This is a genomic window from Planctomycetota bacterium, from assembly GCA_018242585.1.
GTDB lineage: Bacteria > Planctomycetota > Planctomycetia > Pirellulales > PNKZ01 > JAFEBQ01.
In genome coordinates this window covers 41,235-64,307 of the sequence record JAFEBQ010000051.1, presented here as the reverse complement: position 1 = coordinate 64,307, position 23,073 = coordinate 41,235, and the positions used below count along the sequence as shown (strand labels likewise).

The 23,073-nt window shown below is 62.4% G+C and carries 19 protein-coding genes; 10 read left to right on the top strand and 9 right to left on the bottom strand.

Features of this window, described 5'->3' with window-relative positions; translation table 11 throughout:
* The first annotated feature begins 87 nt into the window (after window positions 1-87).
* Window positions 88-516, top strand: a complete 429-nt coding sequence (locus tag JSS27_21410) for a hypothetical protein (GenBank protein ID MBS0211509.1) — start codon at window positions 88-90, stop codon at window positions 514-516.
* Between the two features lie 45 nt (window positions 517-561).
* Here JSS27_21410 and JSS27_21405 read toward each other — a convergent pair whose 3' ends face one another.
* The 7 genes from JSS27_21405 to JSS27_21375 all read right to left on the bottom strand — a co-directional run bounded on the left by JSS27_21405 (window position 562) and on the right by JSS27_21375 (window position 9,590).
* Window positions 562-2,811, bottom strand: a complete 2,250-nt coding sequence (locus tag JSS27_21405) for a CPBP family intramembrane metalloprotease (protein ID MBS0211508.1) — start codon at window positions 2,809-2,811, stop codon at window positions 562-564.
* 48 nt (window positions 2,812-2,859) lie between these two features.
* Window positions 2,860-3,633, bottom strand: a complete 774-nt coding sequence (locus JSS27_21400) for an ATP-binding cassette domain-containing protein (protein MBS0211507.1) — start codon at window positions 3,631-3,633, stop codon at window positions 2,860-2,862.
* 104 nt (window positions 3,634-3,737) lie between these two features.
* On the bottom strand, window positions 3,738-4,841 hold the full coding sequence (gene mqnC / locus JSS27_21395) for a dehypoxanthine futalosine cyclase (protein ID MBS0211506.1): 1,104 nt from the start codon (window positions 4,839-4,841) through the stop codon (window positions 3,738-3,740).
* Entirely contained in the window at window positions 4,825-5,619 is a 795-nt protein-coding gene (locus tag JSS27_21390) for a menaquinone biosynthesis protein (GenBank protein ID MBS0211505.1), read from the bottom strand. Before JSS27_21390 ends, mqnC begins: the two co-directional genes overlap by 17 nt.
* A 351-nt stretch (window positions 5,620-5,970) precedes the next feature.
* Window positions 5,971-7,767 (bottom strand): hypothetical protein, encoded by a 1,797-nt coding sequence (locus JSS27_21385; protein MBS0211504.1) that lies wholly within the window; start codon window positions 7,765-7,767, stop codon window positions 5,971-5,973.
* Between the two features lie 11 nt (window positions 7,768-7,778).
* On the bottom strand, window positions 7,779-8,570 hold the full coding sequence (locus JSS27_21380) for an ABC transporter ATP-binding protein (GenBank protein MBS0211503.1): 792 nt from the start codon (window positions 8,568-8,570) through the stop codon (window positions 7,779-7,781).
* 51 nt (window positions 8,571-8,621) lie between these two features.
* A complete protein-coding gene (locus JSS27_21375) occupies window positions 8,622-9,590 on the bottom strand; it encodes a hypothetical protein (GenBank protein MBS0211502.1) in 969 nt (322 codons plus the stop codon).
* Between the two features lie 358 nt (window positions 9,591-9,948).
* Here JSS27_21375 and JSS27_21370 point away from each other — a divergent pair, with 358 nt between their 5' ends.
* Window positions 9,949-10,602: a peptidylprolyl isomerase gene (locus JSS27_21370; GenBank protein MBS0211501.1), complete on the top strand. Its 654-nt coding sequence runs from the start codon at window positions 9,949-9,951 to the stop codon at window positions 10,600-10,602.
* A gap of 67 nt (window positions 10,603-10,669) precedes the next feature.
* Here JSS27_21370 and JSS27_21365 read toward each other — a convergent pair whose 3' ends face one another.
* Window positions 10,670-11,602: a hypothetical protein gene (locus tag JSS27_21365; GenBank protein ID MBS0211500.1), complete on the bottom strand. Its 933-nt coding sequence runs from the start codon at window positions 11,600-11,602 to the stop codon at window positions 10,670-10,672.
* A 621-nt stretch (window positions 11,603-12,223) separates the two neighbouring features.
* On the opposite strand from JSS27_21365, the gene JSS27_21360 reads away from it, so the two are divergent.
* From JSS27_21360 to JSS27_21330, 7 genes are all read left to right on the top strand, one after another.
* Window positions 12,224-14,533, top strand: coding sequence for a polysaccharide biosynthesis tyrosine autokinase (locus tag JSS27_21360; GenBank protein ID MBS0211499.1), 2,310 nt, complete (start codon window positions 12,224-12,226; stop codon window positions 14,531-14,533).
* Window positions 14,520-15,623, top strand: coding sequence for a tetratricopeptide repeat protein (locus tag JSS27_21355; GenBank protein ID MBS0211498.1), 1,104 nt, complete (start codon window positions 14,520-14,522; stop codon window positions 15,621-15,623). Before JSS27_21360 ends, JSS27_21355 begins: the two co-directional genes overlap by 14 nt.
* Before the next feature lie 79 nt (window positions 15,624-15,702).
* Window positions 15,703-16,395, top strand: coding sequence for a hypothetical protein (locus JSS27_21350; GenBank protein MBS0211497.1), 693 nt, complete (start codon window positions 15,703-15,705; stop codon window positions 16,393-16,395).
* Window positions 16,382-17,113: a YdcF family protein gene (locus JSS27_21345; protein ID MBS0211496.1), complete on the top strand. Its 732-nt coding sequence runs from the start codon at window positions 16,382-16,384 to the stop codon at window positions 17,111-17,113. The genes JSS27_21350 and JSS27_21345 overlap by 14 nt, the downstream gene beginning before the upstream one ends.
* A gap of 172 nt (window positions 17,114-17,285) precedes the next feature.
* Window positions 17,286-18,284, top strand: a complete 999-nt coding sequence (locus JSS27_21340; protein MBS0211495.1) for a glycosyltransferase family 2 protein — start codon at window positions 17,286-17,288, stop codon at window positions 18,282-18,284.
* Window positions 18,268-20,538 (top strand): hypothetical protein, encoded by a 2,271-nt coding sequence (locus JSS27_21335; protein ID MBS0211494.1) that lies wholly within the window; start codon window positions 18,268-18,270, stop codon window positions 20,536-20,538. The genes JSS27_21340 and JSS27_21335 overlap by 17 nt, the downstream gene beginning before the upstream one ends.
* A 297-nt stretch (window positions 20,539-20,835) precedes the next feature.
* Complete coding sequence (locus tag JSS27_21330) at window positions 20,836-21,033, top strand: hypothetical protein (GenBank protein ID MBS0211493.1); 198 nt, start codon at window positions 20,836-20,838, stop codon at window positions 21,031-21,033.
* Here JSS27_21330 and JSS27_21325 read toward each other — a convergent pair.
* Window positions 21,020-22,255: a DUF1080 domain-containing protein gene (locus tag JSS27_21325; GenBank protein ID MBS0211492.1), complete on the bottom strand. Its 1,236-nt coding sequence runs from the start codon at window positions 22,253-22,255 to the stop codon at window positions 21,020-21,022. The genes JSS27_21330 and JSS27_21325 overlap by 14 nt on opposite strands.
* Before the next feature lie 18 nt (window positions 22,256-22,273).
* Between JSS27_21325 and JSS27_21320 the strand changes: the two genes are divergently transcribed.
* Window positions 22,274-23,008 carry a YebC/PmpR family DNA-binding transcriptional regulator gene (locus JSS27_21320; GenBank protein MBS0211491.1) on the top strand — a complete coding sequence of 245 codons (735 nt, stop codon included), beginning with the start codon at window positions 22,274-22,276 and terminating at the stop codon, window positions 23,006-23,008.
* The last annotated feature ends 65 nt before the right edge of the window (window positions 23,009-23,073 follow it).

The window sequence follows — 23,073 nt, the reverse complement described above, 5'->3', positions numbered from 1 at the left end:
AAGAGCACCTCGGTAATCAATTACCATTCGCGAATAGACCAGGTCGCGGCCTGACAATGCGCTAACCGCGTAGTTCGGAGCGATGTCATGAACTCCGTTCACCGTCCCACGATCCGCACGCTACTGCTCGCAATAGCATATGCGATTGTGCTCAGACCGATTTATCTTTATTGCGTGATGTTGTACGGCGAAGTCCGCGATGTGTGGTTTGCCTCGCCATTCATGCTGATTCCCGTTTTGTTGCCCGCATTTATGCGCAGCAGAAAGCGAATGTTTTGGGGATGTTTTACGAGCTGCCTGGTCTACGGCACATACATCGTAGTGTTCGAAGAGCCTCCTCTGTGTGACATCAACCTCCTGATGTTCTACAGCACGGTCACCCCAGACATCGATACGAACGGTCTGCAAAACCTTACGTACTATTTGTTCTTTTTGCTTTTCTGTTCGGTGTTCAGCGTGTGCTATGCACTGACTGCGCTGCTCGCCAGTCATACGTATCGTCAATCGAGAGACTGACGAGAGGCCTCGGATAAGCGTGTTCAGGCACGAGGTGCCCGCGAATCACCCCAGCGCGGGGTGCGATGTTTGCTGTTCGAGCGCTTCTTGCAGCAGCTCTTCATCGGTGCGCCGGTACGGCAGCGAGCGGAACCAGAACAACACCAGCGCGGCCAGCAACACGCCGAATCCCACCGCCACCGGCGAATAGGGGAACCCTTCGGATCGCGGGTCCATCAGCAACCAGGCCAGGCGCGGATGGTTCTCGCGCAGCGCTGGCGTGACCTGCGTGCTGAGCAAGGCCAGGCTGTTGTGCGTGACGTGGAACAGCATGCCCGGCAGAATGCTCCCCGATTGGACCGCGAGATAGCCGATCACCACACCGACCAGCGACGCCACGACCGATTGCTGGAACACGCCGTGCGAGACGCCAAAGAACAAGCTGCTCAGCACGATCGCCCGCCACTTGTGCCCCAGGTGCCGGAAGCCCGACAGAACAAAGCCGCGGAACGCCAGCTCTTCAAAGATCGCCGGCGCGACGCCGAGCGCCAGGATCAACGTCGTCATGTCCGGCGCTTGGGCCAGCAGCTTGTGCAGTTCTTTCTCGAGCGACGCGCTGATCGGATACAGCCGCTGGACGATCACGTTCAGGCAACTGACCGCCGGGTGGAGCGCCGCGGCCAGCAGCGCCGCCGCCGGCAGACTCGCCCACGCCGGCCAGCGCAGCAGCAACGTCTTGCGCGGGCTGCGCGTCAGCATGACCGTCATCAGCAGTGCCGGCGTGGCGACCACGGCCAATTGCGTGACCAGCGCGAGGGTGACCAGGTCTTTCCCCTCGCGACTTTCGCCCAGTGCCAAGCTGAGGAAGAAGTTCAACATCAAGATCACCACGCCACACAGCACCGCTTCGGCGGCCGACGGCGTGTCGCCTCGATCGCGGACCAGGTGCCGCATCCAGGCGGTCAGGTCGAGCCGTTCGCTCTCGCGAAACAGGACCGCTTCGCTGTTGAATTGATCGACGGCCCAGCGCACGGCGAACAGGCAGCACGCCAGTGTCACGGCGATGACCGGTCCCACGTAGAGCGACGCCTGCAGGTAATCGCCTTCGAGCATCGTCCGCAACAGCAGCACGACACCTGTCACCGGAATCAAACTGTTACCCAGCGTCAACTCCACGCCCGGCGCCATCGGTAGCATCACCAGCGGCAACGTGACCAACACCAGCGGCATCAGGTAGTATTGTCCTTCCTTGGTGCTGCGAGCCAGCGCCGCCAAGGCCAGGCAGAGCGCGCTGAACAGCGCCGACATCGGCAACAGGGCAATCGCCAGCCAGACGGGCGCTAACGGCGGCGGCGGGCCCAACTCGGGGAACTGGCGCACCACCAGTAAGCCGGTGAAGCCCAGGCTCACCACGTTCAGCGCCGCGGTCATCACGCTGAAGGTCATCACCGTGAGCAGCTTGCCCCAGACGATCTCATCGCGCTCGGCCGGGCTGCTGAGCAGCGTTTCCAATGTGCCGCGTTCCTTCTCGCCGGCGCACAGGTCGATGGCCGGATAAAACGCGCCGGTCAACGCCCAGATCAGCAGCATGAACGGCAGAATCTTGCTCCACATGGCCGCGTGCCGCTGCTCTTCCTCGGCCACGTCGTGCTCTTCGACCTTGAACGGATTAACGGCCGACGGCGGCACGCGCGAGCTGACCAGATTCTCCTGGCCGATCTCTTCGGTCCAGTGCCGCAAGACTTGCGTGACGCGAAGGTAGGCGAGCTGCGATTTTTCCTTGGCGGTGCTGTAAAAGACAGCCGGGCTGGGCACCTCGGCGTCGAGCGGCGCGGCCGATCGGGCCGCGGCGGCCGCTTCGAGCGAAGCGCGGAACCGCGCCAGTTGCTGCTTGAAGTCGGCCGGCACATAGACCACGGCCTCGAACAAGCCCGCTTCGACGGCGCGGCGCGCGGCGGCCTGCTGGGCGTCGGGCTCGCTGGCGTGGAGCCCCTTCAATTCGTGTTCGTCGTTCAAGTCCTCGGCCCGATGGACTTCGAGGAACTGCGCCTTGTCGGTTTCGCTGAACAGCCGGGCGGCAAATCGCTCGCCATCGACCAGCGCCGGCTCGGCGGGAAGATGATCCGCGCCGATCAACAGCACCCGAGTCGGCTGCTCGCGGACGAACTGAGCCACCTGGAACAGGCTCATCCCCAGCAGCGGATACAGCAACAGCGGCAACACGGCAATCATGAACAGCGTCCGCCGGTCGCGCAATTGATCGCGCACCTCGCGGAAGAAGAGCAGTCGCACGTTGTTCCAGTTGCAGCGGATCATTCGTTCGTTCTTACATTAGCCCCCGGTCAATGACCGGAGGTTAGCGTTCTAAGCCAAGGCGTTCGTGTCGCTCTCGGTTTGTGTCTGGTCGTAATTGGAAATCAACTGGAAGAACAATTCTTCCAGGTCGGGCTGGTGCTGCGATTCACAAATCTCGGCCAGCGTTCCCGTGGCCAGGATGTGCCCGCGATGCATGATCGCCAGCCGGTCGCACAGTTTCTCGGCCTCGCGCATGATATGGGTCGAGAAGATGATGCACTTCCCCTGATCGCGCAGCTCGGCCACCGTGCGTAGCAGCGCTCGGGCCACCAGCACGTCGAGCCCCGACGTCGCTTCGTCAAAGATCAGCACCGGGGGGTCGTGGACCAGCGCCCGGGCGATCGAGACTTTCTGCTTCATGCCGGTCGACATCTTCGCGCCCATCAGGTCGCGAATGTTGTTCATTTGCAAGCGCTCGAACAGATGTTCCATCCGCTCGCGCAGCGGCTCGTCGGCCAAGCCATACAGCCGGCCGAAGTGCTCGACCATTTCCCAAGCGGTCATCCGGTCGTACACGCCGGTGTTGGCCGACATGAAACCGATCTGATGCCGCACCAGCGACGGCTGGGTCAGAACGTCAAAGCCGTTGACCGTGGCCGTGCCGTCTGACGCGCGGAGCACGGTGCTGAGGATGCGCAGGGCCGTGGTCTTGCCGGCGCCGTTGGGTCCGAGCAGTCCGAAGATCTGCCCCGGCAGCGCGTCGAAGCTCAGCCCGGCCAGCGCGGTAAAGCGACCGCGCTTCAGGTCGGCATAGTGCTTGGTCAATTGCCGAACATGGATCATCAACCACCGCCCGTCGCTACGATCGGCCCTGTCGGCACGATCGCTAACCCGATTACAAACCGACCCCGGAGTCTGCGCAGACCCCCGGAGCCAAGTTCATAAATCTAGCACGCGGCTGCGACCGCCATCTCGGGGGGCTGGTCGATGAGTTGATAAAAGACGTTGCGCTGGCGGGGGATAAAACCGATTTCGCGGATCGCGTCGCGGATTTGCTCGAGCGTCAGGTAATGGACCGTGCCGGCCGAAGCCACCACGTTTTCCTCGATCATCAGGCTGCCCATGTCGTTGGCCCCGAACAGCAGTGCCAACTGGCCGATCTTCAACCCCTGCGTGACCCAGCTTGACTGAATGTTCGGCACATTGTCCAGGTACAATCGCGCGACGGCCTGCGTCTTCAAGTACTCGAACGAGCCGACTTTGGGCAGATGGGCCAGCGGCGTGTTCTCGGGTTGGAAGGTCCAGCAGATAAACGCGGAAAAGCCGCGCGTCTCGTCCTGCAACTGGCGGATGCGCTCCAAATGCTCGATGCGCTCAGCCAGGGTTTCGACATGGCCGAACATCATTGTCGCCGAGCCGATGCCCCCTATTTCGTGCCAGGTGCGGCAGACATTCAACCAGTCGTCGCTCATCACCTTGCCGCGGGTCAGCTCATTGCGGACACGATCGACCAGGATTTCAGCGCCGCCGCCGGGCAAGCTGCCCAAGCCCGCCGCCTTTAAGCGTTCGAGAACCGTGCGCACCGAGAGCTTCGACAGCTTGTGCAGCGCGTAAATCTCGGGTGGCGAAAAGCCGTGGATGTTGACCTGGGGGAAGTGGCTCTTAATGTCGCGCAGCAGTTCTTCGTACCACTCGATCGGCAGGGCCGGGTTCATGCCCCCTTGCATCAGGATTTGATCGCCGCCGAGGTCGACCGTCTCTTGAATCTTCTTCAGCAGGTCGGCCCGCTCGAGCACGTAGCCTTCTTCCGACTTCGGCGGCCGATAGAACGCGCAGAAATCACAGACCGCCGAGCAGACGTTCGTGTAGTTGATATTCCGGTCGATGTTATACGTCCGGTACGGCTCGGGATGGAGCCGGCGCGTCACCGCGTCGGCCGCGCGCGCCAGCGCGGTCAAGTCGTGCGACTTGAGCAGTTCGAGACCTTCATCGGGCGTAAGTCGGCGGCCATCGACCGCGGCGCTCAGGATCTGATCAACCGGTGCAACCAATTTCGACTCCCGCCGGCGCCAGCTTCAGATCGCGCGCCAACCGATAGAACAATTCCAGGCCGCGCCGCTCGCGCTCGCCCAGGTAGAAGTACAAGTTGTCACGCAGATAGCCCAGGCACTCGGGCTGCGACAGGCCGAGCGGCGCCGCCTCGCGCCGAGCGATCTCGGGCAAGTTCGCCACGCCGGCGTCGCGCGCCGCGGCCAAGGCCTCGTCAACTCCTGTCAGGTCCACGCCCGGCCGGGCCACCCACATGGCAAACACGAACGGCAGTTCCGCCCAGCGGCACCATTCATCCCCCAGATCCCAAACCTCGGCCGAAGGCTGCACGCCGGCGCGCATGGCCCGATCGCCAATCAACAGCACCGCGTCGGCATTGGTGTCGGCCGGCGTCGCACCGAGCGGCAACGGCTCGATCTCGGGACGAATACCATACCGCTCGTGCAGCAGGATTTGTGTCAACGCGGCGCTGGTTCGCGAGCCGACATCGAGCGCCACGCTATGGACCTGGGCGGCCGGCACGCGGCAGAACAACTTGACGCTCAGCACCGGCCCGCGACAGCCAATGCAAGCGTCCGAAACAATCGTGTACTCAGGATGCTGGAAGAACTCGATCGACGGGATCAGCGCCACGTCGAGCTCGCCGTCGGCCAAACGATCGGCCAGCCGGCTGGGTAAATCGAGCACCAACTCGGCCTGGGGCGCAAGCTGCCTGAAGCCGAAGATCAACGGCTTGGTGTTCAGGTAATTGACAGCGCCGATGCGGACTTTGGACTTCATGAGCGGTGCTTGGTTCCTGCACGATACGACACCCCACGGCATCGCCACCGTGCGTAACGAGAAGGCCCGATTTTACCGAGGCAGGCGTCCCCCCTCAACCGAGCAAATGGGCCCGGCCGCCCACCCAGAGATAACCGGGGCCGAGGAAAAACATTAACTGTTGATGTTCAACGGGTGGCACGGCCGCTCGCCGGCCGTGTTGCGCAGCAACAAGAAGAAGGTTCGATGTCGAGCAAAAGCGCTTTCGGCAGACACGTTTTTCTTGTCGCTGGCGCGACCCGGCCGCAAGCGGCCGGGCCACCCAATCTCTCGCAAAACGGCTACAAATGACTGCGTTAACGTGTCGGATCTTCAGGCTTCGAGTTGGCGGAACGCGCGGAGGCCCATTCTGAGGGGGATCACCGTCGCCAGAATGCCCAGCAGCGTGCTGCCGCCAAGCCCGGCGATCCAGAGAAGCGGCATCAATCCTTCGCGGGGATGGATCAGCTCGCGCGTGGCAGCGTAATAGTGACACGGCACCGCGGCCAACACCACCACGGCCACGATATATGCCGTGCTGATAACCAACGTCAGCGTGCCGCCAAAGCCGGCCGCGATGCGAGCCGGCGATTCGTGACGCAAGTTGGGCAATCGCGCACCGAGCCCGACGGCAATGCCCGACAGGCCGCTGCACAAGAGCATGCAAACCACCAGATGGATCACGATCAGGTAGCCGCCGACGCCGAGCATCAGGTCACCCAGCACTAGCAGCACGCCGCAGGGAATCGTCGCGCCGACCGCGGCCAGCAGGAACTTGCTGTATAGAATCTCGTCCCGCTTAACTGGCAACAAACCCAGGATCCAGAACCGCCGTCCTTCCAAGCTGACCAGCGGAAAGATGAACCGCGTGGTGAACGTCGACAGCAGCAAGCCGACGATCGCCAGATTCAAAAAGCTGATCATGTTAATCAGCACGGCATAGTCCAGATCGAAGCCGAGCTTGCGAGAGTTGACGAAGTACATCGTCAGCAGGGCCAGAAATACCAGGAACTGCGACCACTGCACGGGGTCGCGGCGGAACAGTCGCAGATCCTTGACGATCAGCAAACGAATCTGCGGCCGCACCCAGCGGAACAGCCAGTTGGCGCCGCGTTCCAATACGTCGACGTTGCGTCGGCGCTGGGCCGCGCCACTGGACTGCAGCGCCGCATAGCCGCGCCGGAACCACCAGCGCGCCGCGCGGACGACCAGCACGTGCCCCAACAGGGAGTTCGAGATCAAGACCGCGGCAAACAGCGCGCTTTCGCCGAGCGCCGCCCGCTCGCCTTTGGAATGGAGGCCGGCACGCACCGCTTCGAGCAGCGCGGCACTGAGCCACCAGTTGGGCAACAGCCGGTGTTCGGTGAATTCGAGTCGGCCCAGCAGCTCTTGAATCCAACTCGTCGACAGCCAATCGTGGTCGATGCCGCGGCTGCTTTGCCAGGCCCAGATCACGAGCCCGACGGCCAACACGCCCCCCAGCGCGACCAACACATTGCGACGATGGGCCGGGAGGAAACGCACGATCACCAGACAACAAATCGCTCCCACGCAACCCGGGAGATAGGCAAACGCCAGCAGCAACGGCAATAAGATCAAGTAGAACCAGCCTTGCGCTCCTTCGGAAATGCCAAAGGCCACCAGCATCGGCGTGCCCAACAGCAAGAACGCCCACGCGCTGTAGAGCATCGCTTCCTGGAACTTGTGGACAAACACGCGCTCGTCGCTGGTCGGCGTAGTCAACAGGAAGCGGACTTCGTCCGAGCGATACAAGCTGCCATAGATCAAGATGCCCGACGAAAACACGAGCATCACCGTCAGCGAGGCGTAAAAGACGTTCAGCAGCGCGCGCAAGGTTTCGCCGTGCGTCGTCCGGTCAGTGATCGACCAGTGCAAGAAGCGAAATCCGTCGGCAAACACCAGAAACAAGGCCAGCCACAAGACGCAGGTCAACAGCGTGACCAAAACCAATCGCGTTCGCGCTTGGGCCAAGGCGGAGGTGAGCGTGTTGAAGATCGCCACGCGGCGCATCCACCAGAACAACTGCGCCTCGCTTTCGACGTTCAGCGACGCCACCTCGGCGGCCGGCTCGCCGGGCAGCGGAATCGTCGGGATCGCGTGCTCGCTCATGATCGTTTCATTCAGGGACTAGCTGGCTCGGCGCCGACTGGCTCAGCACTAGCGGACTTGCCATCACCAACGGCTGGCCTGTCGCGCGTCACGCGCAGAAACACTTCTTCCAAACTCGCCGCGCCGCCGCCGCCGTGGTCGCGGCGCAGCTCGTCGAGCGTCCCCACACAGCGCAATCGCCCGTGGGCGATGATTCCGATCCGGTCGGCGATCTCCTCGGCTAGCGCCAGCGTGTGGGTCGACATGAAAATCGTCGCTCCGGCCTTGGCACGCGCGCGGAACAGATCTTTCACCACCCGGGCGCTGCGCGGGTCGAGTCCGACCATCGGCTCGTCGACCACCATCACGGCCGGGTCGTGCAGCATGGCCGCGCCGATCACCAACCGCTGCTTGGTACCGTGCGAGTATGACTCGCACAGCTCGTCAACGTACTCATTCAGTTCGAGTCGTTCGATCTGTTCGTCGGCGCGGCGGCGGGCCTCGGCGTCGCTCATGCCGTACATGCCGGCAATGAATCGCAGGAACTCGCGTCCCGAAAGCTTGTCGTACAAGTGAGGCTCGTCAGGTACATAGGCCATCAGCCGGCTGGCCGCTCGGTCGGCGTCAAACACGTTCAGGCCGCAGACACGCACGATTCCCGAGTTGGGACGAAGCAGTCCGACCAGCATTTTGATCGTGGTGGTCTTGCCCGCGCCATTCTCGCCCAGGAACGCGAACAGCTCGCCGCGCGGCACCGACAGGGTGAGCTGGTTGACCGCGATTTTGCGACCGAAAGTGCGGGTGACGTCGTGAAGTTCAATCATGTCGGGTGTCGGTCGCTCGCGTGCGATGACCGGTCCAGGCCGGTGTCGAGACTATTCTTTCGTACGCCACCAGGGCTGCAACTCGTTGGGTTCGATCGGCTGGTTGGTGATCAGGTGCGGCGGCACCGGCGCGGCCACCCGCTCGAAGGCCAATTGAGCGGTCCCCATCTGCATTTCCTGGCGAATGACGTTGCCGTCGATCGCCACCCAACAGCGGCCGCGCGGCAAGTCTTTGTTGGACAATTCGCTGCCCACGTCGCTGCGATAGACAATCAGCAAGGTCGGCGTCGATTGCCCGTTCCATTCCAGGTCGTCGCGACGTTCGACCGCCGCTCGCATCATTTCGACCGGCGTGCTCGGCGGCCGGAATGGATTGTAGAGCGGCACCGACCAGCTTTGGCCGATGCGCAAATTGGGCAACCGCGCCTGGGGAGACAAGGCGTCCGACACCAACGAATCGCGCGGCAGGTAAAACTGGGTCACGTACGATGCGTCCCCCGAGCGGATTTGCAGATCAAGCCGATTATCGTCGATCTTGCCGTCCATGCGAATGCGGAACCCCTCGGCCAAGGTATTGTTGCGCGAGCGGTAGCCCAACCCGGCCACCGAGTCGAGCGAGAAGGGCCGACCCAGCGGGTCGATGCTCAGTCGTGTGCTGACATCGACGTCGAGGCGCAAGTCGGGGATGTGCCCTCCTTGCTGCAACACGCGCATGAAGCTGTTGATCCAGGCCGGGGTCATGGCCGCCAAGGGGACGCGCTCGGCGAACAGTCGCGTGTTGAACTCCTGGCCCCCATCGGCGTCGCGCAGCGTGCGGCTGATGGCCCAACCCAGCGGCTGGTCGTTCAGCGTGATCCGCCAACCGACTGGCTCGGGTGGCTTGTCCTTGTCGGCCAGCAAGGCCCGGTAGCTGGGAGGGTCGCCGACAATCAGCGTGGGTAGAATCTTCTGATCGACCAGCCAGGCCATCGAGGTCAGCCAGAACACGACGACGGCAATGTTGAACGTCTTGCTGGTCATTGGCGCGAATCCAGCCGCGAGAGGCGAAGCCTGCTTGCATTGTAGGCTGCGAGCGTCAGATTGGGATAGTTCGTGCCCAAAGTCGCCAGTGGCTCAACCGATTGCATTCAGATCGCTGGGCCAATGGTCCGCCAATTCACCAAGCCGGCGGCTTTGCCGCCCGGACCAGGCGACAGAGTCGCCGGCTTGGGGGATAAATCGCCGCATAGGCCGTAGCTAGCGACGCCCCGTGGGCCGAACGATCTTGCGAGAAAGGGCCTGCGCGGGGTATTGATAACGCTGCGCAGGGCTCAGAATCTGCGCCTGAGACCCCATTGTCGCACCCTTTATCACGCGTCGCCGTTCAGGAGAAACAGACATGTTGCGCACGGAAGCGCTCGGTATCGGTCGGCTGGTGGTTCGACTGACCTTGGTGGCGGCTTGGTTCGTGGTGAGTGTCGGCTGTGGTAAATCGCCCGCCGGTGCCGACGCAGCCGCGACTGGCGGTGCAGCCAGCACTGAAAGCGATCTGCCGGTCGTCGAGCTGCGCACTTCGCTGGGCGTGATCAAGTTGCAACTTGAACAACCACGCGCGCCGGAGACGGTCGAAAACTTTCTCACCTACGTCGAGCGCGGGCACTACAACGGCACGATCTTTCACCAGGTCGAAAAAGGTTACGCCCTGCTGGGCGGCGGCTACACGTCAGAGCTGGTCGAGCGGCCGGGCCGGTATCCGATTCGCAACGAAGCGAACAACGGCTTGAAGAACACCCGCGGCACGATCGCAATGGCCCGCGTGCCGAGCGCGATCAACAGCGCTACGTGCCAGTTCGTGATCAACCTGGGGGACAATGTCGAGCTCGACCACCAGGGCGACGCGCCCGAGCAGTATGGCTATTGTGTCTTTGGCCGCGTGATCGAGGGGAACGAGATTCTCGATCGCATCGCGGCGACCCCCGTCGAGCAAAAGGGGGAATTCACTTCGTTGCCGCGCCAGGCGGTGGTGATCGAATCGGCCAAACGGCTACGATAGCCAGCGAGTCGAGCAATCGTTAGCGGCAAGCGCTCTGGGCAACTTGTGCAGGGGAGCCGCCGCACTCTTACCGCGCCAGATACATTGCCGGATCGTCGATGATCCAGCCGGTCGACACGTTGCGGCCGTTGTCCAGGTTCGAGATGTTAAAGAAGAACGACTGGAACCGCTCGCAGCGGAAGCCGTATGGATAGTGCGACGCCACGCGGTCCTCGACGCGCAGGTCTTCGACCCCTTCGCGAGCGAAGAAATGAAACATGCCATCGGGGCTGCACGACAAGCCCAGGGTCCACCAGCCTGGCCCGGTGATGTCGCGGACCTTCACATCGTTGCCGCTTTCGCGGCCGCGAATCAACAGCGCCGCCGAAGCCGGCGTTTCGCGCTTGGCGTTCGCTGGGAAGTACTGGATAAAGAAGCCCGGCCAGTACGATTCGACTTCCCTTCCCCCTGGCTTGCGGCCGCGCGCGTCGCCGCGGAAGCCGAACGACGCCGAGGCGTACTGCTCGAACTCGTCGAACGGGGGCACGTAGACGCGGACCACGATGCTGGGGGACCGCGACACGGACATCGATCCCTTCAAGCGCGACACGCAATTGACGATCAAATCGTCTTGCTGGTGCTGGTTGCTGACCGAGTTGGGGGTGCCGCTGCGCGTGGTTTGTAGCAGCAGCGCGCCGGTGCTTCCCTCGATGCCCCCTGGCGGAGTTTCAACGCGCTTGACGACGTCGGGCTGGCCACGGAGCGAGCTTTCGTAAAAGCGGTTGTTGTTCGAGCGGCCCAGCGGTTGGCGGATTTGCGAATCGATATTCTTGCTGCTCTTGGGCAGGTTCGGCGTCCAGGACCATTCCGGATCCTCGAAATCGTCACCCACTTCGGTCAGCTTGATCCCTTGGCCAGGAACCGGCGGGGCCGCGTTCAGCTCGGGAGCGTAGCCCACGCCAATTGCCACAACAGCCAGCACGGTCGAACGTACCCAATCCGTTAAGCCCAACGACTTCATGGCCTTCCTCTTTCGGTATTCCGGGGACCGGCGACACAAGTGACTTTGCCAACGTGCCTTGTGTCGAACTGAACAGTCCGCGCTGCCACCCCATTGGCCGGTCAATACGCGGCAAATCGGCCCAAAAGATACCCGTTCCCCCTGAACTGTGTCGAGAGAGCTTAGCCGGGGGTTAGCATGCGGCGTCAAAGCTTTATCGAGGGCAATCCCGCACCACACTTTGCGCCAGCATTCTCTTGCCCGTCCCCCTACAATCCGTATGGCTGGCAGAATAGCTAAACCTTGCGCAGTCAAATGACCGCAGGCCGAGAACTGGCCAGAAGATACGACTAATTCCTAGCGGACCTGTGCAGACTCGCTTACGATGAAAACTTGCCGTCAGGGCCTCCGCTGCCAGGGTTCCCTGGGGCCAGCATTGGCTGGTGGCTTCGGACGCGCGTCGCTCGCCTGGCGGCGCGTGTTTGCTGGTGGTTCGCCGGGCCAAGTTTTTACATCGCATGTTCGTCGGTTCATCGCCACGCCGTCCGTAACCGTGGGTAAGCGCCAGCGGGCAACGCCGCATGACTCTGGTCGTGCCCGCCAGAGGAAGGTCGACTTGTCCATCCAGGAGCCAGCCGGTCAATGACCCAAACATTGGAAAAGCTTGATGTCGATTCCTTGCCTGCCGACACGGGGAGCCGGGGCGACTTTCTGGCCGTGATGGTCCGGCGGAAGTGGATCGTGATTCTGTTTGCGCTGCTGGGCGCCGGTGGTGGCCAGTTGTACTTCAAGCAGGCGATCCCGCTGTTCCAATCCTCGGCGCAAATCTCGCTGGGGTTCCGTAATTCAAACCTGGCGCGTTATGGCGAAGTGCATGAACAGTCGATGCTGCCGCCGACCATTCTGTCGACGGAACTGGTGACGATCCAAAGCCGCGCGGTGCTCGAGCGCGCCGCCGCCAAGGCCGACCTGGCCAAGCTCAGTTCGATCAACTGCAATACCGCCGCCGAGGCGGCAGGCGTGATCCAGGGCGGCGTCAAGGTGACCAAGGGTGGTCCGACCATGAACACCGAGGACGCGGCGGTGTTGACCGTGGCCTATCGCAGCAGTGACCCGCTGGACACTCCCAAGGTCGTTGACGCCATCTTGCAAGCCTACGCCGACTTGCTGGCCGAACGATCGTCGCAGAGCAGCAAGGACACGATTCGCTTGCTGACCCAGGCGGTCCAGAGCACGACCGAAAAGATCGAAAACGCCAAGCGCGAATACCAAGAATGGCGCAAGACCGCCCCGCTGGTCTATTTCGACCAGCATGGCAAGAACCCGCACGTCCAGCGGCTGGTTGACCTGGAAGCGCAATTGTCCAAGGGTACTTTGCGGATGGCCGACATTCGCGCCGAAACGCAAATGCTGGAAGACGCCTTGAAGGAAGGCAACGCCGCCGCCAATGCGGCCCTGGTGATGGTCATTGAGCGCCAAGGGAACCGCGCGCCGGACAAGGACGGGGCCAAAGGGAACTTCGTCGACCAGTCGCTGGTCCAGTTGATGATCCAGGAACAGGATCTGGCCCTGACCTATGGCGAAAACCACCCCAAGGTTCGCAACCTCCGCAAAACCATCGAACTGATCCAGCAATTGCAAGCCGGCAACGATCAGCAAGTCATTACCTCGCCGCAGCACTTCCTGAGCGTCTATCTCGACTCGCTGCGCCACGAATCTCGGGTGCTCGATCAGAAGAATCGCGAGATGCAGGCCGCTTACGAGAAGGAGCGGGAGGCCGCCAAGGAACTGTTGAACTATGAGCACGCCAACGCCGACTGGATCGACAAGATCGACCGGCTACGCAAGATGTTCGACACGCTCAATAGCCGACTCGAGGAACTGAACCTCAACGACGATGCCAGCGGCGTGACCATGAAGCGGCTGTCGGACCCGGCGATGGGTGGCCAGGTGGAACCCAGCCTGCCCCGTTCGCTGGCGGCCGGAACGGTGATCGGACTGTTGATCGGGATCGGCTTTGGCTACCTGATCGATCTGGCCGACAAGAGCTTCCGCACGCCGGATGAAATCCGCGGACAACTCCGGCTGCCGGTCATCGGGCACATTCCGGTCATCGACTCGGTCGCGGCCCGCCGCGAGCGCCACAAGAAACCGGGCGAAGTGGCCTCCAAGGTTGACGAGATCATTACCTGTCACCATCGGCCTCGCTCGAACGTCTCGGAGGCCTACCGCTCGATCCGCACGGCCATCTACTTTGGCACGCGCGGCGAGGAACACAAAGTCATCCAAGTCACCAGCGCCGACGCCGGCGACGGCAAGACCACGCTGGTCTGCAACCTGGCGGTCAGCTTTGCCCAATCGGGCAAGCGAGTCTGCCTGATCGACGCCGACTTCCGCCGCTCGCGAATCCACGTCATGTTCGGACTGGACAACAACGTCGGCATTTCCAGCGTGATGGCCGGCCAGGCCGAGTTGCCCGACGCGATTAAATCAACGGAGATCGAGAACCTGTGGGTGCTGCCGTGCGGCCCGCGCCCCTCGAATCCCTCGGAACTGCTGACCTCGCATCGCTTCAAGGAACTGCTTGACGTGCTGCGCACCAAGTTTGACACGATCCTGATTGACACGCCGCCGTTGTTGGCGGTGACCGACCCGTGCGCCGTGGCGCCGCGCGTCGACTCGGTGCTGCTGGTAATCCGCATTACCAAGCACGTGCGTCCGAACGCGGTGCGGGCCAAGGAAGTGCTCGACGGCCTGGGGGCCAAGGTGGTGGGCATCGTGGTCAACGGCGTCGAAGTCCACCGCGCCTACGGCCACGACACCGGCTACCGCCGTTACGCCATCAGCGGCTATGGCTACCGCGACTACGAATATGGCGACTACTACGAAGACGAAGACCGCGAAGCCAAAACCGTCGTGCCCGCCAAGTCGGCGACCGATGCTTCGGCCTAGCGCGCATCGCGACCAGGTTCGCGCCAACTCGCCCCGCCGCGCCACGCGCCACGCGACCTGCACGCCAGGCAAGCTGTCATGGGCGGGCGGCGCGGTATTTGTCGCGCTGACATTGCACCTTACCGGCTGCGGTGACGAGCGCCGCGTCTCCACGGCGCCGGCGCCGGTGAAGATCGACAGCGAGTTCGGCCCCGACTCGAACCACTCGATTGCCGAGTTGCTGCGGCTCGATCCCGCCCAAGCGAACGACGACGGCAGCCTGACGGCCCCCTCGAAGTTCGGTCCCGCGCGCCCTGTCGCGGACAAGCATCAGTCCCAGCCGGGCGCTGCGCCGTCCACCACGGCTATGGCGGCCGGCCCAGGGGCCGGGGGAGCGTTGGTCGAGGGCTCACTCGGCGGCGAGCCGATCGCGGCGGTACTGAACAGCAACGACCCGTTCCAGAGCGCGGTCCCCAAATCGCTGGCCGAATCATCGAACATCTCCTTGCGAGCCGAGCGCTGGGCCTATTTGCGTTCGTCGGAACGTCCCGAGGACACGCTGCTGCGGATCGCCTATCAGCAGGTGAACGCCGGCAAGATGGACGACGCCATTCTCTCGGCCGAAAAGCTGCGCAACGCCGACCCCCAGAACGCCCGCGCCTACGAGTTGCTGGCCGCCATCTACAACTCCCAGGGCAAGTGGGAAAAGGCGGTGCCCTACTTCGATCTGGCGATCAAGTTCGACCCCCACAACGCCGGCCTCTATTTGCAGCGGGGGACGATTTATACTCGGCAAAAATTCAACGGCAAGGCGATCGACGACTTGTCCCAAGCGATTAAGCTCGATCCGAAAAGTCTGGCGGCGTACCTCTGGCGCGCGCTGGCCCAATTGAATAATCAGCGTTACGCGCAATCGGCGGCCGACGCGACCACGGTCTTGCTCCAGAACGACAAGGTGGCCGACGCTTACTTCCTGCGCTGTATTGCCCGCTTGAACATGGGGCGATTGGAGCCAGCCCGAGAAGACTACTGGGCCGCGGTGAAGTGCGGCCTGGACGCCAACGCGCGGAGCAACGTCCAGCGGATATTCGAGCCCGAAGCTGGCAAATAATCACGCGCCGCCTTCCGCCTGGCGGCTGGGCCACAACGTCACCTGTTCAAGCGCGACAAGCCGAGACCAAAGTCACACCATGCGCTGGCCAGCCACTTGTCTTGCAACACGTCGCCGCCGCTGGACGACCGGGCTGGCGTTGTTGACCGCGCTGGCGTTATTCGGTTGCTGGTTGCCAGGTGCCTTGTTGCGCTTCATGGTCGTCAACGACGCCCCCCCTCGTGTCACGGCAATTGTGCCATTGGGGGGAGAAAGCGCTGCCAGGTTCGTCGCCGGACTGGTGAAAGCGGGACGCTCCGACCACGTCGTGATCTTTGAAATCTTTCCCGAGCGCGTCAGTCAGTATCAGATCATGCCGCCCCGCGCCGAAACGTCTCGACAAGTGATGCTGTCGATGGGATTGCAAAACGACCAGATCGAAATCATTCCCGGACAACCCTACAATCTGTTTCGGTTCCTCAAGGCGCTCGGCGGTTGGCTCGAGCGTCATCCCCAGCCGACCGTCGCCATCACCGCCGACCACCTGGGCGGCCGCGCGCTACGCGCCGCGATTCAGCAGACCCTACCGGCGGAGTTGGCCGCCAGGGTCTTCGTGATTGCCGTTCCCGAACAGGGCTTCCACGACGATCGCTGGTGGCGCGAGCGGTATGGGGTGCGTTCGATGGCCATCAACCTGATCAATTGGGCCTTGCCGAATTCGCTGGCTCGCGACTACCCCCTGCGACTGTGGGACTTTGACGCCTACGAGCGAGGCCTCCGTGCCGCTCGTTGAACCGCCGCCGCGTCGACGCATCAGACGTTGGCTCGCGTTCGCCATCGTCTTGGGGCTGGCGCTGGGCTGTTATGCCGCGCGGCGACCGCTGCTCCTGGCCGTGGGAGACTGGCTCGACGTGGGCAGCCCGCCGACGCGGGTTGATTACATTGTCTCGCTGCCGGGCAACTACAACTCGCGTCCGTTCGTCGCGGCCGCTTGGGTCCGCGCCGGCCTGGCTCGGCAGGCTTGGGTGCTGCGCACCGAGTCGCTGCCGGCCGATTCGCCCGACCCGTACGATATTGGCGACTACGGGATCACGCTCCGCACGCTGCGGAGATTCGGGCTGACCGAGCAACAGATCGAAACCCTCGACGGTCAAACCGCCAGCACGTCCGACGACGTGCGGCTGATCGCCGAACGCTTGCGCCGCGAGCCGCGGGCGACGGTGGCCATCGTGACCAACGATTTTCACACCCGCCGCGCGCGGTGGACCGTCTCGCGCGCCTTCGCCGATTTGCCCAATCGCTTCATCATGGTCTCGACGCCGACCGATTGGTATGGTCCGGACAACTGGTGGCAAGTGCGCGAGGGGGCCGTCGCCTATCTGAGCGAGTATCTGAAGTTGGCCGGCTACTGGGTCGCCTACGGCGCCGGTAAGTGGTGGCTCGCGCTGCTGGGGGGAGCCAGCGCCGTGGCGCTGTGGCGCCGCCGCGCGGCGCGGCGCACGCTGGCATAATCGTCATAACCGAACCTCGCGGCCTGACGAGCGTGCCCAGCGGCCAGCGTTTTTGGCCCGCGCTGTCGGCCAGCGCCCAATCGGCGCGTGCGAATCGCTTGCTAGCAGGTAAGATAAACCTGAGCACGTGTTTGCGCGTGCCGCCACACCTTGAAACGCGACCCCGCCGCCGATGAGCGACCGAGCGACTCTGACTGTCGTCATCCCCATCTACAACGAGCAGGAAAACCTGCCCGAGTTGTTTCGCCGACTGCGCGCGGTGTTCGATCAGTTGACCGACCTTGATTGCTCGGTGTTGTACATCGACGACGGCAGCCGCGACGAGTCGATGCGGCTGATGGTCGAGCAGAATCGTCAGGACGCCCGCTTTCGCGTGGCCGAGTTGTCACGCAACTTCGGTCATCAACCGGCGTTGACGGCCGGCCTGATGCTGGCCGACGCCGACGCCGTGGTGTTGATGGACGGCGACATGCAGGATCCGCCCGAGTTGATCCCCGAGTTGGTCATTTGCTGGCGACAAGGGGCCGACGTCGTGCGAGCGGTGCGCCGCGATCGGGCCGAACGAGGGCTGAAGCGGATCGGCTTCGAACTGTTCTACAAAATCATCGATTGGATCAGCGATTTCCCGTTGCCCAATCAGACCGGCATCTTCGGTTTGCTGTCGCGCCAGGCGGTCAATGAATTGAACCGAATGCCCGAGAAGAACCGGTTCTTACCGGGACTGCGGGCGTGGATCGGCTTTGACCAGCGCACCGTGTTTTACGATCGCCAGTTGCGCGCCGCCGGCGAGCCCAAGCAGAACATCTGGCGGCTGGTCCGCTACGCGATGGACGGCTTTCTGAGCTTTTCGTATAAACCCCTCAGGCTGATGTTCGGCGCCGGCGTGATTGTCAGCTTGTGTGGGTTTGTGCTAGCCGTTTCGTTCGTGCTGAAGCGGCTGTTGGGCTACGAGACGGCCCCCACCGGGTTCACCACCTTGATTACCGTGGTGCTGTTTCTGGGGGGCGTGCAATTGATGGCCATGGGCCTGTTGGGCGAATATCTGGGGCGAATCTACGACGAAGTGAAACGTCGCCCGATGTACATTATCAAGCAAGTTCACGGCGACCCGCGCGGACACGATTCGCGAAACTCGATCGCCGTGCCGGAGCATCATGGCCAAACCGCTTGAAACCGCCGACCCCGCCTTGGTGGCCAACCGTCGTCGTTGGCTGGGTCGCGCGGCCGTGGCGGGCTTGCTGCTGTTCTACTTTCTGGCCGCCACGACCGCCTGGTCGGGCAAGTCGGTGACGTTCGACGAGACATTCCACCTCGTCTCGGGCTACAGCTATTGGCTGTACGGCGACTTCCGCCTGCAACCCGAGAACGGCAACCTGCCCCAGCGCTGGGCGGCGTTGCCGCTATTGTGGTCGAAGCCCGACTTTCCCACGCTCGACCAGCCCTATTGGCACAAGTCGGCGATGGCGCAAATGGGCGAGCAGTTGATCTACGGCACTGACGCCGGCCCGAACAATGTCTCGGCCGAAAGCCAGTTGTTCCAAGGTCGGGCCATGATCGCCCTAGCCACGGTTGGGCTGGGCTTGTTCGTCTTTACCTGGGCGCGGCGGCTGTGGGGAACGGGGCCGGCGATGTTGGCGCTGGTGCTGTTCGCGTTTTGTCCCACCATGCTCAGCCACGGCAGCCTGATCACCTCGGACGCCGTGATGTCGCTTTGCTTCCTGTGCGCCCAGAGTTCGGTGTGGGCCATTCTGCAGCGAGTCACCTGGTGGCGCGTGCTGGTCAGCTCGGTCGTCATGTCGGCGGTCATGTTGGCCAAGTTTTCCGCGCCGCTAATCATTCCCATGGCCGGCGTGCTGGTCATCCTGCGGCTGGTCGAGCGTCGGCCGCTTGAGGTTTCGCTCGGCCCCACGTTCGAAGTGACCAATCGCTTCGCCCGGGTCGTCGTGTTGGGACTGGTCGCGACGGTACACGTCGTGGTGGCCTGGTGTCTGATCTGGGCGGCCTACAACTTTCGCTACGAGATGCTCGTCAACCCCACGCCCGAGGACGAGCCTTCGCGCTCGTGGGAAACGCTGCTCAAAGAGGACGAGCTGCCGTCGCGGGTGATCGACTTGTGCCGCACTCACCGCTTGCTGCCCGAGGCGTATCTGTACGGCTATGCCTACACGTTTCGCTTTGCCCAACAGCGCAGCTCGTTCTTCAACGGCGAGTTCAGCATCGATGGCTGGCGCACCTTTTTTCCGTACTGCTTCCTGACCAAGACGCCCCCCGAGATGTTCGTGCTGTTGGCGCTGGCGATGGTGGGGCTGATTTTGCGCTGGGACAAAGGGGCCACCTGGCGCGAGCGTTGGCAGGTGGCCAAACCTGACTTGTACCGCTCGGCGCCCCTTTGGTCGCTGTTCTTCATCTACTGGGCAACGGCCATTGCCAGCCACTTGAACATCGGCCATCGGCACATCATGCCGACCTACCCGCCGCTGTACATTCTGGCGGCCGGGGCGGCTTGCTGGCTGCGCCGACCCGACGAGCCGAGCGAAGCGGAATCGCCGGCAACCACGCCCGCCAAGTCCACAACAACGCCCGGCCCCGAGAGCGGTTGGCTGGCGCGACTGCAGGGGCGATTCGCCCATCCTTGGGTGGCGATCGGGGTGTTGGTGATGACCGGGTTGTACATGGCCGAGTCATTGACGACGTGGCCCAACTACCTGACGTACTTCAATCTGATCGCCGGCGGCCCGCGCCACGCTTACAAGCACCTGGTCGACAGTTCGCTCGACTGGGGCCAAGACCTGCCAGGGTTGAAGCGCTGGCTCAGCGACCAGCAGAACGTCAACAAGCTGAACTCGCCCGTCTACCTGTCGTACTTCGGCACGGCGCGGCCTGACTACTATGGGATTGGCAAGAATGCCAAGCGAGAGCAAGCCGGCGCGATCGACGTGCGACTAATGCCTTGTTTCTTCGAGATCGCGCATCCCCTCCAGCCGCTGACGCCGGGGCTGTACTGCATTAGCGCCACGATGGTGCAATGTGTCTACACGTCGTTCCCCGGTCCTTGGAACGACGTCTACGAAAAGATGTATCAGGAGACGCTCGGCCACGTGCAGCAGTTCGAGGCGGCCGGCCGGCAACCCGGCGCGCAGCAGCAGGTCTTCAATCAGAATCCGCAAGGCTGGCAGGCGGTGTTCAGCAACTTCGAGCAGCTTCGCTTCTGCCGGATGTGCGCGTACTTGCGCGAGCGCGAGCCGGCCGTGCAGATCAACAACTCGATCCACGTCTACCGGCTGGTCCAAGCCGACATCGACAAGATCATCTCCGGCAAGCCACCGGCGATGGGCGAATTGCCCAGCCACATCAAGCTGGTTAAGCCCGAGGAAGCCAAGGCCAAGGAAGGCGAATCGCCGGAGACGCCGAAAGAGGCGAAGTGACGAGTGCCGAAGCGCGAATGACGAAGAGTATTCGACCACGACGACACGACGGTCACGACGTCGGATAAATGCAAGGCAATTGAACCGCGGAGGCGCGGAGAAATCGCAGAGAAATGAACCGCAAAGGCGCGATGGACGCAAAGAAGGAAAGCGAACGTCGCGCACTCCTATGGAGTGGCGGCTAAGCGATCGAAGGATTGTCTTCCCCTAGTCCCTAGCCTCTCTGCTTGACAACTGGCCGCATTTGTCTAATCGCTAGACGCTAATTGCTCCTCCAAGCCAGATTCTGGCTGGCCGGTGATTGTGATCCAACGCTCCGAGATCAAGGTCGAAGACAAGGTGGTCGACGTGGTCTCGGCGGGGACCGCGCTGACCATTCAATCCGTACAAGGAGACTGGCTGGAAGCCTCTAACGGCGGCGGCGGTTGGATCAAAGGCAGTTTCGTGAAGAATCCCTCGGCGCGTCGAGCTCGAAGGCGCCTCAAAGCTCGGTGATGCGAATATTTCGCCAGCGGCAAACGGCTCCCACTTCCCAGCGGTCGCGGCGCAGCGGGTTCTTGAGGCTGACGTCGTGAACCTCGAACGCAAGATGCCCCGCGTTTCCTAGCTGTTTGGCGACGCGCTCGGGGTCGTAACCAACGGCCTTGATCTTGGCGGTATTGAGTTCGCAGACCTTCGTGCCATTGATCCACGTGGTAATCACCGGAAGCTGCCCCACGCAGCGGATGCGGAAGTGATTCCAGTCGTTCACGCGCCAGCACTTCAGAAAATCATCAAAGCTCGCGCCGAAGTCTGGTTTAACCGGAATCGCACTGCCAGTCGGCGCTGTCTGCCGGAGATTGCCGACCCGCATCTCGGACAGCCGATCCCCCGTCATGATAAAGGGAGCGGCAATAAAGCCCCCGATCGAGTTGCCATAGACGCCGCCAATGCAGCCGTGGGGCCGGTGATCGACGAGCACCTGAAACCCCATGTTTCCCAGTTCGTGCGCGCGAACCATGATTCCCGTATCCACGGGCCAATCGGGACGAGTTTCCAGCTCCAATTCAAAGTCGGAGAACGTCTCCTCGCTCACCAGGTAAGCGCCGTGCATCGAATCGATCGGATTGTGGCCACTCACGATCGTGCCGTCCTTCACTTCCCAGCGCCCCCGGTATTTGATTTCCTCGACCCGGTGGTGCTCTTCATACCATTGAAAAACGGCCGCCTTGAGTTGGTCCGGGGGAAGGTTCGCTAGCACCACGTCGCGCGGAATCGGCAATCGTGGCATGGGCCGCCAGCCGGCGAATGTCCGGCCGTCGAACAGCGAGCGCTGAGATTTGACTGATCCAGGCCACGCATGCGCCATTGGCCCGACGACACTCGCGGCCAAGCAACCAACGCCGGCCGCCATCGTCTGGTCGAGAAACGCACGACGACCAAAAGGAGGGGACATGGATCCCTCGCGCATGCTGGAGAATGCTTGACAATACTCACGCTGGCTCGAACCTATTTGCGCCCCATCCCGCTTTGGTCGATTCGCTCCAAAGCTAGTTAGGGACCATTGTACTCGGCGCAAGTGCGGCGTGTTACATCTCGCCGAAAGATGATGCCGACCGTAATAATCTGGTGAATGTCCCTGCCGGGCATGCTTCCGGCTGGTCGGGCGTGTCGCCGCATCGCCTGGAAAAACAGGCTGAAAAATGCTACCGTCCAATGACGCCAGACCATCGAACACCAGCTGAAGAAGAGTCTCATGGGAAGAAATTTCGAGAACCGCAAAAACGCCATCTTCAAGACGGCGGCTCAGAAATCGAAGCTCTACTCCAAGTACGGCAAGCGGCTGTACGTCGTCGCCAAGAATGGCGTGGCCGATCCCGAGGCCAATCCCGCGTTGCGGAGCCTGATTGAAAAAGCCAAACGCGATCAGGTGCCGGCCCACGTCATTGACAAGGCGATCGAGAAGGCGCGCGGGGTCGGCGGCGAGGACTTCGTCTCGGCCCGCTACGAGGGGTTTGGGCCGGGCGGCTCGATGGTCATCGTCGATTGCTTGACCGACAACAACACGCGGACGATTTCCGAAGTCCGCAATTGTTTCACCAAGACCGGCTCCAAATTGGGCGCCACGGGCTCGGTCGCCCATCTGTTCGACCAACTCGCGATTCTGTCGTTCCCAGGAAACAACGAAGACGAAGTGCTCGAAACGATGTTTGGGGCCGAGGTCGACGTGGGCGAAATCGAATGCAAAGACAATCGCGTGACAATCTTTGCCCCGCCCAGCGAGTTCTACAAAGCGAAGACGGCGTTGCTACAAGCGTTTCCCAAGACCGAGTTGGAAGTCCAGGAAATCACCTTCCTCGCGCAAGGGAATAAGGAGCTTGGTGCCGACGACCTGGCGATGTTTCAAAAGCTGATCAGCATGTTGAACGATTGCGACGACGTACAGGACGTCTATCACAACGTCGATTTGCCCAGCGAAAGCGCCGATTGATCCGGCGACGAATGTTGACGATGATGGCGTCCGGCGATGTCGCTGACTTGCTGGGACATCAGCGC